Genomic DNA, 11,847 nt, shown 5'->3' with positions numbered 1-11,847 from the left:
AGCCTTCCTGCATCACTACAATCACCACCGGCCTCACTCAGCCATCGGCGGCCTACCACCCATCACCAGGTTGACCAACGTCCCTGGACAGCACACCTAGGCCGTGTCTTCAAGGGTTCACAACCATTGCAGTAGCGCGGCGATGGTGGCGGTGGCCTGGTACGAACTGGCGGTCGTAGCGGGCGCTTCTGCTCGGTGGGCGCCTGCACCCGGTTCAGGCACCGGCCTCCAGCACGGCGAGGTCGCGTACCGCGTAACGGTGATGCTCGGCCTCTTCCTTGAGCACCACCTTGAGGCAGCGGCGCACGACGTATTCCTGGTCTGGGTACGGGTCCGCCGGCTTGCGACCACACACCCGATCGAGCTCGGCCTCGGTGAGCCCGTCGACGACACGCCGCATCGAGGCCATGCGGGCGAGCCGCGGCGCGAGTACCTCGTCGAGCGTCGGGGTGGCTTCGAGGGTGAGCCCGAGCTTCGCCACCGCCTCGGGCGGCATCCCGCCGTGCGGGAGGCCCAACGGGTGATACGGCTCATCCTTTTCGAGCACGGCATTACCGAGCCAGGCATCGGTGGCCATCAGCAGATGCCGTTGGGTCTCGACGAACGACCACTCGCCGTCGACCTGCTCGTGCAGCTTGGCCTCGGGCAGGAGCCTGGCGCGATCGAGCGTCGCCTCCCATTGCGCTTCGATGGCATCCCAAGCAGCCCGGTAGTCGACGGGGGACGCGGCGTCACGCGCCAGCACCCGCGTGGGATGCTGCCGGTCGAGTTCGGCCTCGACGTAGGCGGTCACGTCGACGTCGTTGACAACGACACGCTCGAAGGCGCCACCGAGGTAGACGTCGCCCCCATAGCAGTCCACGATCTTCAGGCCGCTGACCTCGCAGTCGCGAATCTCGAGGCCGGAAAGATCGCACAGGTGGATGCGGGCGCTACGGAACTGGTCACTCTGGGCGTACGCAGCAGGCATCGGGACAGCTTCCCGATCCGGTCCCGCCCGCGTCAATGGGTAGCAGGGCGTGAGGGTTCTGCCGTACGTCGGGAAGCCGCCGAAGTAGGCGTGCCGGATTCGTGCCAGATCTTTGGCCACCACAGCAGCATGAGGAACACCAGGCCGTGCGCCAGGACGAGCGGCCCAGATATGCGCCGTAGGCGCATTCTCCTACCCATCCGGCTAACTCGGACGCCTGACATGGTGCCGGCCCACCAGCAGTCCAGAGCCGTCGCGACCGGGTGCGGATTGGCGCGCTGTTCACCAGCGACGCGGTGTTCCTGCCCTGGGCGCTGTACTGGTACTGCTGCTGCGCCGACCCCGCGGCGAAACCGCTGACGTGCACCGGTACAACCATGACGACTGGGCCTTGAGCCGCTGGAATGCGGTTCGGGTGCTGCCACACGGGTCCACTCTTGCGAAACGCCCTGGTGCGGTAGGCCGCACCAGGGCGTTTGGCATCTCTGATCTTTCGGGTCGATGTGTACCGGCTCCGTGCCAGGTCAGGCGTTGATCCGGATGACCTGGCACGGTGCCGGTGGCCTCGTCAGGCGACCCGCTCGATCCGCTGGTCCTGGGTCTCCTCGACGACTACGGGTCCGCCGAGTTCTTCCTGGGCGGCGCCGGCCCGACCGTGGGCCTTGTGCAGCAGGTTGATGACGACGGTGAAGACGGCCGTGAGGATCGCCATCGCGATGACGATGAGGTGGAATTGCGAGGCGTACGTCGCACCGTGTCCCGGGGCACCGGCCGCGGTCGTCTCAGCGACGACCGGGTCGGCGATGCGGGATCGCAACAGGGCCGCCAGGACGGCCGCGTAGGCGCCCACCACGACGGCTTCGCTGCCCAGCCGCATGAAGTTGAGGACACCGGCGGCCGTACCGCTGCTGCGCGCCGGGATGGCGAGCAGCGCTTCTCCGTCGACCAGGCCGATGGGGAAGCCGAAGCCGAAGCCGAGCAGGATCATGGGAGCGATGAGCAGCTGGGGCGAGGAGTCGGCCCCGAGCAGCAGCAGCCCGAGATCTCCCAGCACCAGGGCGACGAGCGCCGCGTTGATCATCGTCATGGGTCCGATGCGCTTGAAGCGCGACGTCAGGAAAGACGCGATCATGGGGCCGAGGAGGACCGGGACGGTCATCGGAAGCATGAACAGGCCCGCGGTTCCCGCCGACATGCCGTGCACCGCGCTCAGCGCAACCGGCAGGTAGCTGAGCACCGTCACGTAGCCGATGGCGGCCGCCACGGGGACCAGGACCATCGACAGGAACTTCTTGTTGGCCAGCAGGGAGAAGTCGACGGCCTTCTGGCCTGCTTCACGTTCGTGCCGGAGGTGCGGAATCGTCGGGGACCCGAGCAGGGCGACGATCATGACCACGGCGAAGAGTCCGAAGACCCCGCGCCAGCCGATACCGGCGACGAGCCCTCCGGAGATCGTCGGGCCGAGAGCCAGTCCGAGGCCGATGGTGGTTCCGAACAGGGCGAAGGCCCGCGCTCGCTGTGGGCCGTCAAAGGCGTTGGACAGCAGTGCCGCTGCGCCCGTGAAGACCGCGGCGCCACCGGCTCCGGCGAGGATTCGACCGACATCGAGGGTCAGCAGATTTCCGGACACGGCGCTGACGATCGATGCCGCGAGGATGATCACGAGGCCCGCGAGGAAGGTCGCCCGGTAACCGATCCGGTCGGACAGTACCCCCCAGAGCAGGGTGAAGACGGCGAAAGCCGCGTTGAAGCCGTTCACAACCCATTGCAGCCCGGTGGGCGAGGTGCCCAGATCCTGCGAGATTGCCGGAATCGCGATCGCTGTGCCCGAGATGCTGATCGGCATCACGAACACGGACAGGAGTACGACTGCCAGCAGCCAGGTCTTGGACCGCTGGGGTGAGCGGTGGGATGTGCTATGACTCGACATGACCTCTTCTTAGGTATAGTGACGCTCGTTACCTGAGCGGATTCAGGCGGTACTGAATGCCCTGGCGACGCCTAATGGCTGTGCAATCGGGCCCCGGCTGGAATGCGCCGGGGAGCGTCGTACCAGGTTGCAGAAGCATCAAGTAGCCGCTGAATCAACTCATTCCAGTGCGGCGATCACCCCCACTTATCGCCGCTATAACCGATGCCGGTCGCTTTGGAAATACCTCCGGTAAGTCGAGGCTGCCGCGACTGCCGGCCGGGCTGGCCCGGGCCGATTCTGAACGGGTGCTGCTCGACGACGTTGGCGCTGCGCGCTACCGCAGTGCGCGCCGGCGCAGGGGATCGGGGCGGTCACTGAGCGAGCGGCGACCGGCGTGGAAGACCTCGGCGCCGGAGGTGGTCCTGCTGGGCCGGATACCGTCCCGGCCACGCCTCGCCGGGGCTGTCGCCAGCGTCTGGCCGTGGCCCGGCACGCGCTCGCCGAACGTGAGGGCCGGACCCGGGATCCGGTAGCGCAGGCCAGGGCCATGTAGTTGCCGGCTGGCTCCTTGCAGTGATTGCCGGCCAGCATCGGATGGCGGAGCAGGGCGCCTTTTTAGACCGATCATTCTGGATAGGGTAAGGTCCCGGAGGTGGCGAGGAGAAAGGCATTCGATCCGGACGCGGTGTTGCAGCGGGCGCTCGAGCTGTTCTGGGAGCGTGGATACGAGGCGACGTCGATGACGGATCTGGTCGAACATCTGGGCATCGCCAGGGCGAGCATCTATGCGACCTTCGGCAGTAAGCAGGACTTCTACGCCCTGGCGCTGCGGCGGTATCTGGACGTCACCGATCCGAAGATCATGACGGAGCTGTCGCAGCCGGGGCCCGTGTTGCCGGCGGTTCGGGCGTTGGTGGACCGGTATGTGACGGAGGCGGCCGAGGACGAGCGGCAGCTGGGCTGCATGGTCGTCAACAGCGCTGTCGAACTCGCCGGCCGGGAGGAGCGGGTGGCGCGGCTGGTGGAGGTCAGCTGGGCCCATCTCGAGGCGGCACTGACCTCGGCGTTGCTGCGGGCCAGGGCGCAGGGCGAGTTGCCGCCCGAGGCCGACCCTCGGGCGCTGGCGCGGTTCCTGCTCGTCTTCTTCCAGGGGGTACGGGTGCTCGGGCGGGCGCCCGACGCCGGTGTGCGACTGCGTGATGCGGCCCGGATCGCCGTCTCAGTGCTCGGCTGACGCGCTGTACGCGTCCGGGTCGACGTCGGCACGATAACCAGACCGACCGGTCTCGAATGTCGTCCGGCAGCTGAACGGGGGCGGTGGCCCCTGGTGACGGCGCCGCGGGCCAGAGGTCGTTCGGCGTATCGCTATCGCCGCGGGTCGCGCCATCAGTGCCGCGGCTACGAATCCGGCCAGTAGTGAGGAGAGCACGTGACCATGAGTGAACGATTCGACGGCAAGGTCGTCCTGATCACCGGCGGAGCCGGAGTCATCGCCGGGGCCACCGCACAGGCGTTCGCCGGCCTCGGCGCCACCGTGGTGCTCGTCGGGCGCAATGCGGACAAGTTGGCCGAGGCTGCCGCCCGGATCGATGCCCACGGTGGCAAGGTCGACTGGGTCACGGCCGACGTGACCGACAGCGACCAGGTTGCGGCAATGATCGCCGAGGTCGTACGCCGGCACGGCGGACTGCACGTCGCATTCAACAGCGCCGGCATCTTCGGCACGAGCGCACCGGTGGCCGATCTCGACGAGGAGACCTGGCGGGCGGTGCTCGACGTGAACCTGACCGGGGTCTTCCTGACGATGAAGCACGAGATCGCTCATATGCGCCGCAACGGCGGTGGCGTCATCGTCAACATGGCCTCCAATATCGGCGCTCACGGACGCCGCCCTGGCCTGGCCGCCTACGCCGCTTCCAAGGCTGCCGTCAGCGTGCTGACCCAGACCGCGGCGCGAGATCACATCGCCGACGGCATCCGGATCAACGCCGTCAGCCCCGGCGCGAGCGACACCCCGATGTCGTACCGGCCCGGCGAAGGCCAGGCCGACCGCGACGCCCGTATCAGAGCCGCTGTGCCCGCTGGACGTGTCAGCGATCCCGCCGAGGTGGCCGCCACCGTCGTCTGGCTCGCGTCGGAGGCCGCCAGCTTCGTCGTCGGGCACGACCTCGTCGTCGATGGCGGCGCCACCGCCTGAGCCGCGCAACGTGGGCGGGCGCGGTTCCAGCCGCGTCACGCCTCGCCGGGCCATCACATATGGGGCGGCGTGCCGCGGCGTCACCTATGGGATTGTCGAGAGGATTCGCGGCCCGGATACGAAAAAGGGCGCTGTCGCGGCTCGCGACGGCGCCAATGCGCGGCAACGGGGATTACGACATCGGCGCCGTCGCTGTTCGCGACGGCACCGATGCGGCGATTCAGCCCTGGCGGCCCTTCCAGTGCGGGTTCGCACGGTTTACCACGACCGTCCGGCCGCGGCGGCGTACCACCACCGAACCCGGCTTCTGCTTCAGGGAGCGCAGGGAGCTACGTACCTTCATCTCGGACCCTCCTCGGGGTGGGGTCTTCGGTTCCGTGGGTGTCAACGCCGGGGCCCGGCCCCAGATTCCCCGCCCTACCGACACCACCCGGGGTCCGCTCAACCGAGGTGGCTGTCGATCTCGGCCAGCTCCTCGGCGCTGAAGTCGAGGTTGCTCAGCGCCGCGACGTTGGCCTCCAGCTGCGGCACGCTGCTCGCCCCGATGATCAGGCTGGTCATCCGCGGGTCGCGCAGCGCCCAGGCGAGGGCGAGCTGGGCCAGTGACTGGCCGCGCCGCTCGGCGATCGCGCCGAGCCCCCGGACGGTCGCCATCCGCTTCTCGTCCAGGTCGCTCTCGTTCAGGAAGACGCTGGTGCGTACCCGGGAGTCGGACGGGATGCCGCCCAGGTAGCGGTCGGTGAGCAGGCCCTGCGCCAGCGGGCTGTACGCGATGCAGCCGGCCCCGGCCGCCTCGAGCGTGTCCAGCAGGCCGTCGGCCTCGGTCCACCGGTTGAGCATCGAGTACGACGGCTGGTTGATCAGCAGCGGCGTACCCAGGTCGCGCAGGATCGCGGCGGCGCGGGCGGTCTGCTCGGAGTTGTAGTTGGAGATGCCGACGTAGAGCGCCTTGCCGGAACGGACGACGGCGTCCAGCGCGCCCATCGTCTCCTCCAGCGGGGTGTCCGGGTCGAACCGGTGCGAGTAGAAGATGTCGACGTACTCCAGCCCCATCCGGCGCAGCGACTGGTCGAGCGAGGAGATCAGGTACTTGCGGGAGCCCCACTCCCCGTACGGGCCGGGCCACATCAGGTAGCCGGCCTTGCTGGAGATGACCAGCTCGTCGCGGTACGGCTTGAGGTCGGTGGCCAGCATGCGGCCGAAGTTCTCCTCGGCCGTGCCCGGCGGCGGACCGTAGTTGTTGGCCAGATCGAAGTGGGTGACTCCGAGGTCGAACGCGCGGCGGACGATGTCCCGCTGTCGCTCGTACGGGCGGTCGGGGCCGAAGTTGTGCCACAGGCCGAGGGAGATGGCGGGCAGCCGCAGGCCGCTGCGGCCGCTTCTCCGGTAGGTCATGGTGTCGTAGCGGTCGTCCGCGGCGAGATGATTCACGATCATGAGCCTATGTCGGGTGGCGGTGTCCGGCGAGTCGCCGGGCGGCGGTGACCAGGTCGCGGCGGGCCGGCGTCACCCGCCCGGCCGGCGAGGAGTTGACCACCACGCCGGCAAGAGAACGGGGAGCCAGATGGACGACATCACCGCCATGATCATGGATGACCACGCCGCGTTCCGGCGCGGGTTCGCGCGGCTGGACGACGCCCGGGACGAACAGGAGCTGCTGGGCATCTGGGAGGCGCTCGCCCTGCACCTCGACATCCACGCCGAGGCCGAGGAGGCGATCCTCTACCCGCACCTCGTCCGGCACGGTGACGACGGTGAGGCCGAGACGGTCGACGCGGTGGGCGACCACAACAAGATCCGCGACGCGATCGCGGAGGCCAAACTGCACCCGGTGGGCTCCGACCAGTGGTGGGCGGCGGTGTGGCGGGCCCGCCGGGAGAACAGCGAGCACCTCGCCGAGGAGGAGGACGAGGCGCTGCCCGACTTCCGCCGGCACGCCGGCGCCGAGCTGCGGGCCGAACTGGGCCACCGCTGGCTGACCTTCTACGGCGAGCACAAGAACGGCCGCAACCTGGTCTTCCGCGACAAGGACCCCCAGGGGTACGTGCGCGAGCACCGCTAGCGCGGTGACCGGGAACGCGGCCGCCTGGTGAGCGGGCAGGGCACGGGATATCCCCGGCGCGGGGGAGTCGCCGCCGGGTGTGCCGGCCCGAGAATGAGTCGATGAGGCCCCTGGCACCGCTGATCGCCGCCAGCACCTGGCGGCGCGGCGTGTTCCTGCTGCTCGGCGGCGTGCTCGTGCTGCCGTACGTGCTGCTCGTGGTGGCGTTCCGGCAGGTCTTCACCGGGCCGGCGATCCCCTGGCCGCTGACGCTCGGACTGCTCCTGGTCGCCGCGCTGATCGCCGGGGTCCCGCTACTGCTCGACGGGAGCCGCGCGTTGGAGATCGCGGCGGCCCGGGCGCTGCTCGGGGTGGACCTGCCGGATCCCGCGCCCACCCACCGGGCCGACCGGGAGACCCGGCTGCGCGCCACCCTCTGGATCGCCACCCACCTGGTGATCGGTGGACTGCTGATCGTCGCCCTGCTCATGGCGGTACCGATGGCGCTGGCGTTCATCGCCCAGCAGTTCGGCATCGGCGCGGAGCTGCTCCGGGAGGAACAGTTCGGCCCACTCGACGGGCGGGACACGGGCTGGCTCACCCTCACCGGCGTGCTGCTGCTCGTCGGCCTCGGCTACGCCGTCGCCGGGCTCGGCGCGCTCGCCGCGACGATGGCGCCGGTGCTGCTCGGGCCGGCGCAGGCCGAGCGGATCGCCGCGCTCGAGGCCCGCGCGACCCGGCTCGCCGAGCGCAACCGGCTGGCGAGGGAACTACACGACTCGGTCGGCCACGCGCTCACCGTGGCGACCTTGCAAGCCGGGGCGGCCCGCGCGGTGCTGGACACCGACCCGGAGTTCGTCCGCCGGGCGTTGGCCGCCATAGAGGAGGCCGGCCGGGCCGCGATGGACGACCTCGACCACGTGCTCGGGGTGCTCCGGGAGCCCGAACACGGCCGGCCCGCACCGGCGCCGCAGCGTACGCTCGCCGACCTGGACCGGCTGGTGGCGGACAGCCGCGCGGCGGGCCTGCCGGTGGACGAGCGCCGTACCGGAGACCCGGCGGCCGTGCCGGCGGCGGTCTCCCGGGAGGGGTACCGGATCGTGCAGGAAGCGCTGACCAACGCGGCGCGCTACGGCCGGGGGACGGTCGAGCTGCGGCTCCACGTCGGGCCGGACGCGCTGGAGCTGGAGCTGGTCAACGAGCTGCTGCCCGCGCCGCGCCGCCCCGACCAGGGTGGCGGTGGCCGTGGCCTGGACGGCATGCGGGAACGGGTGCTGCTGCTCGGCGGGCAGCTCGCCGCCGGACCGGCGGGTGGCCGGTGGCGCATCGGCGTGCGACTGCCGTACCGGGAGGCGCCGTGAGTATCGGAGTGCTGATCGTCGACGACGACGAGCTGATCCGGGTCGGACTGCGCGCGATCATCGACGCCCAACCCGACCTGCGGGTGCTCGCCGAGGCCGCGGACGGTGCCGAGGTGCTGCCGCTGGTCGCCCGGCACCGGCCCGCGGTGGTGTTGATGGACGTCCGCATGCCGGGCATCGACGGCATTCAGGCCACCCGGCATCTGCTGGCCGCCTCCGCCGAGCCACCCCGGGTGCTGGTCGTCACCACCTTCGCCAACGACGAGTACGTCTACGACGCGCTGCGCGCCGGCGCCAGCGGGTTCCTGCTGAAGCGGGCGCGACCGGCCGAGGTGGTGGAGGCGGTGCGGGTGGTCGCCGCCGGTGAGTCCCTGCTGTTCCCGGCGGCTATCCGGCGACTCGTCGGTGCGTACGGCGGGCAGGGTGGGGATCGGCTACGCGCGGCCCGGCTGACCGAACGGGAGGCCGAGGTGCTGCGGTTGATGGCCGCCGGACTGTCCAATCCGGAGATCGCCGCGCGCCTCGTGGTCGGGGTGGAGACGGTGAAGACCCACGTCGGCAACGTGCTGGCCAAACTGGCGGTGCGGGACCGTACCCAGGCCGTCATCGTCGCGTACGAGTCCGGTTTCGTCACCCCGTCCGGCTGACGGCGCGGGTGAGGTCACCAGGTCCGGGGGCGGTGCCGGTTCCCCCGGGAGGGGGACCTGATTCCCCACGGCACGGGAGGGTTTCCGGGCCGAGCGAGCCGACGCTGAGGTTATGACGATCACCGATGCACCGCCTCGCCCCGCCACCCGCTGGCCCGACCGGCTCGCCCCGCTCGCGGCCGGCTGGCTCGGCCTCTGGGGCGTCCTCGCCCTGCTCGCCACGATCACCGGCGCCGGCTACCCGTTCGGCGCGAACGACCCGCACGGCGACACCAACCTGCTCCGGCTGGTCCCCGTCCGGTTCGGCCCGTCCCTGTTCGCCGTCCTGCTGCTCACCGCTGCGGTCGCCGCGCTAGCCATGGACCGCCCGGCCGTCCGTTCGCCCCGTCAGCTGCGGGCACTGCTCGCCGGCTACGGCTGGGCGGTCGCGGCCTTCCTGGCCCTGGTCGTCCCCGACGCCCGAGTGCTGGTCATGCTCGGTTACGCCCCGATGTTGATCATCGGCGCGCCGTTCGGCTGGCCGCCGGTCGACTACTCCGACGTCTTCACCTGGGCCCTCTTCGCCCGCTTCGCCGCCGTGATCGGCGGGCTGCTGCTCGCCGGCGCGGTGCTGGTCTGGCAGCGGCGTAGCGCCGAGGCGTGCGCCGCCTGCGGGCGCGGCGACGCCGAGCGCGGCTGGACCGCCCCGGCCGCCGCCGCCCGCTGGGGCCGGTGGGCCGCCGGGATCGCCGCCGCCATCCCGCTGGCGTACGCGTCGACCCGTTTCGCCTGGGCCGCCGGGGTTCCGCTCGGCATCTCCCGCGAGTTCCTCGCCGAGATGCAGGCGAACGGCGCGGTCTGGGCCGGGTTCGGGCTGGGCGCGTTCGCCACCGTCGGCGCGGTCCTCACCCTCGGCCTGGTGCAGCGGTGGGGTGAGCGGTTCCCCCGCTGGATGCTCGGCCTGGCCGGTCGCCGGGTGCCCGTGCGGCTCGCCGTGACCCCGGCCACCCTGGTGGCGGTCGCGGTCACCGCGGCCACGCTCGGGCTGATCGCGAACCCCCGGTTCTGGGCACTGGCCGGAGCGGATTTCAACCTGGCCACCGCGCCGGTGCTGCTCTGGCCGGCCTGGGGGCCGGCGCTGGGTCTGGCCACGTACGCGTACCACCTGCGCCGCCGGGGCGGCTGCGGTCGCTGCGGGCGTGGCTGAGGGTGGGAGTGGGGGTACCCGGCAACGCACGGGCAGCCCCACCCGTACCGCGCTAGCGTGGTGCGGGTGACTGCTCCCAACCCGGTAATCCCGGTTCCACCGGCCGACCTGCCCCGCACGCTCGGCGAGCTGCGGGCGGCCGGCCACCGCTACCGCACCGTCAAGCAGGAACTCCGTGACAACCTCATCGCCCGGATGCGCACCGGCGCGGACCGGTTCCCCGGCATCGTCGGCTACGAGGACACCGTCCTGCCCGAGGTCGAGCGGGCCCTGCTCGCCGGGCACGACCTGGTCCTCCTCGGCGAGCGGGGTCAGGGCAAGACCCGACTGATCCGCTCGCTCGCGGCGCTGCTGGACGAGTGGACCCCGGTCATCGCCGGCTCGGTGCTCAACGAGCACCCCATGCACCCGCTCACCCCGGCGTCCCGCGCCCAGGTCGCCGAGGCCGGCGACGACCTTCCGGTCGGCTGGCTGCACCGATCGATGCGGTACGGCGAGAAGCTCGCCACCCCGGACACCAGCGTGGGCGACCTGATCGGCGACGTCGACCCGATCCGGATCGCCGAGGGCCGGACCCTCGGTGACCCCGAGACGATCCACTTCGGCCTGGTGCCGCGGACCAACCGCGGCATCTTCGCCGTCAACGAGCTGCCCGACCTGGCCGAGCGGATCCAGGTGGCGCTGCTCAACGTGCTGGAGGAGCGGGACATCCAGGTCCGCGGCTACCAGCTGCGGCTGCCGCTGGACCTGCTCCTGGTGGCCAGCGCCAACCCGGACGACTACACCAACCGGGGCCGGATCATCACCCCGCTCAAGGACCGGTTCGGCGCGGAGATCCGTACCCACTACCCGGTCGACCTGGAGCTGGAGCTGGCCCTCATCCGGCAGGAGGCCGACCTCGTCGCCGAGGTGCCGGAGCACGTGCTGGAGGTGCTGGCCCGGTTCGCCCGCGCGGTGCGCGAGTCGCCGTCGGTGGACCCGCGTTCCGGCGTGTCCGCCCGGTTCGCCATCGCCGCCGCCGAGACCGTGGCCGCCGCCGCGCTGCGCCGGGCGTCCCTGCTCGCCCCCGGTGCCGTGGCCGGCTCGGACGACGAGGCGACACGCCCCGAGGCACCGGTGGCGCGGATCGGCGACGCCGTCTCGGTGACGTCCACGCTGCGCGGGAAGGTCGAGTTCGAGAGCGGCGAGGAGGGGCGGGAGATCGAGGTCCTGGCCCACCTGCTGCGCACCGCGACCGCCGAGACGTTCCGGGCAAGGCTGGCCGGACTCGACCTCTCCGGCTTCACCGACCTGGTCGCCGAGGGCACCGTGATCGAGACCGGCGAGCTGGTCGGTTCCGCCCACCTGCTGCGGCAGGTGGGCACCGTGCCGGGGCTCGCGAAGGTGCTGGACCGGCTCGGGATGGGCGACGCGCCCATCCCGGCGGAGGCCGCCGCCGGTGTCGAGTTCGTGCTGGAGGGGCTGCACCTGACCCGCCGGCTGGGCAAGGACGTGACGGAGTCCGGCCGCACCGTCTACGGCGGCCGGGGCTGA

Annotated in this window: 12 protein-coding genes; 8 read left to right on the top strand and 4 right to left on the bottom strand. The window is 71.1% G+C overall.

What is annotated here, in order from left to right; genetic code table 11:
- Window positions 1-100: integrase core domain-containing protein (locus BXA10_RS31105; RefSeq protein ID WP_139338182.1), on the top strand; the 100-nt coding region annotated here is incomplete at its 5' end.
- Window positions 101-214: 114 nt separating this feature from the next.
- On the opposite strand, the gene BXA10_RS27655 is transcribed toward BXA10_RS31105, so the two are convergent.
- Together BXA10_RS27655 and BXA10_RS27650 are read right to left on the bottom strand one after the other, a co-directional pair.
- Window positions 215-1,090 carry a DinB family protein gene (locus BXA10_RS27655; protein WP_217696865.1) on the bottom strand — a complete coding sequence of 292 codons (876 nt, stop codon included), beginning with the start codon at window positions 1,088-1,090 and terminating at the stop codon, window positions 215-217.
- A gap of 448 nt (window positions 1,091-1,538) precedes the next feature.
- Window positions 1,539-2,900, bottom strand: coding sequence for an MFS transporter (locus BXA10_RS27650; protein WP_084753400.1), 1,362 nt, complete (start codon window positions 2,898-2,900; stop codon window positions 1,539-1,541).
- A 634-nt stretch (window positions 2,901-3,534) separates the two neighbouring features.
- Here BXA10_RS27650 and BXA10_RS27645 point away from each other — a divergent pair.
- A complete protein-coding gene (locus BXA10_RS27645) occupies window positions 3,535-4,116 on the top strand; it encodes a TetR/AcrR family transcriptional regulator (RefSeq protein ID WP_076473780.1) in 582 nt (193 codons plus the stop codon).
- 201 nt (window positions 4,117-4,317) lie between these two features.
- Window positions 4,318-5,079 carry an SDR family NAD(P)-dependent oxidoreductase gene (locus BXA10_RS27640; RefSeq protein WP_076473791.1) on the top strand — a complete coding sequence of 254 codons (762 nt, stop codon included), beginning with the start codon at window positions 4,318-4,320 and terminating at the stop codon, window positions 5,077-5,079.
- Window positions 5,080-5,299: 220 nt separating this feature from the next.
- Here the strand turns inward: BXA10_RS27640 and BXA10_RS27635 are convergent, their stop codons facing one another.
- Entirely contained in the window at window positions 5,300-5,422 is a 123-nt protein-coding gene (locus tag BXA10_RS27635) for a 50S ribosomal protein L36 (RefSeq protein ID WP_076473779.1), read from the bottom strand.
- A gap of 98 nt (window positions 5,423-5,520) precedes the next feature.
- Window positions 5,521-6,516: an L-glyceraldehyde 3-phosphate reductase gene (mgrA, locus tag BXA10_RS27630; protein WP_076473778.1), complete on the bottom strand. Its 996-nt coding sequence runs from the start codon at window positions 6,514-6,516 to the stop codon at window positions 5,521-5,523.
- Between the two features lie 127 nt (window positions 6,517-6,643).
- On the opposite strand from mgrA, the gene BXA10_RS27625 reads away from it, so the two are divergent.
- From BXA10_RS27625 to BXA10_RS27605, 5 genes are all read left to right on the top strand, one after another.
- Complete coding sequence (locus tag BXA10_RS27625) at window positions 6,644-7,141, top strand: hemerythrin domain-containing protein (RefSeq protein ID WP_076473777.1); 498 nt, start codon at window positions 6,644-6,646, stop codon at window positions 7,139-7,141.
- 101 nt (window positions 7,142-7,242) lie between these two features.
- Window positions 7,243-8,481, top strand: coding sequence for a sensor histidine kinase (locus tag BXA10_RS27620; protein ID WP_076473776.1), 1,239 nt, complete (start codon window positions 7,243-7,245; stop codon window positions 8,479-8,481).
- Window positions 8,478-9,128: a response regulator transcription factor gene (locus BXA10_RS27615; RefSeq protein WP_076473775.1), complete on the top strand. Its 651-nt coding sequence runs from the start codon at window positions 8,478-8,480 to the stop codon at window positions 9,126-9,128. The genes BXA10_RS27620 and BXA10_RS27615 overlap by 4 nt, the downstream gene beginning before the upstream one ends.
- A 112-nt stretch (window positions 9,129-9,240) precedes the next feature.
- Complete coding sequence (locus BXA10_RS27610; protein ID WP_076473774.1) at window positions 9,241-10,314, top strand: hypothetical protein; 1,074 nt, start codon at window positions 9,241-9,243, stop codon at window positions 10,312-10,314.
- Between the two features lie 57 nt (window positions 10,315-10,371).
- The gene (locus tag BXA10_RS27605; RefSeq protein WP_076473773.1) at window positions 10,372-11,847 is read left to right on the top strand and encodes a sigma 54-interacting transcriptional regulator; all 1,476 of its coding nucleotides are present in this window, start codon (window positions 10,372-10,374) and stop codon (window positions 11,845-11,847) included.

Origin of the sequence: Micromonospora avicenniae, assembly GCF_900156065.1 — a bacterium.
GTDB classification, from domain to species: Bacteria; Actinomycetota; Actinomycetes; order Mycobacteriales; family Micromonosporaceae; genus Micromonospora; species Micromonospora avicenniae.
This window is presented reverse-complemented; position numbering and strand designations above follow the sequence as displayed.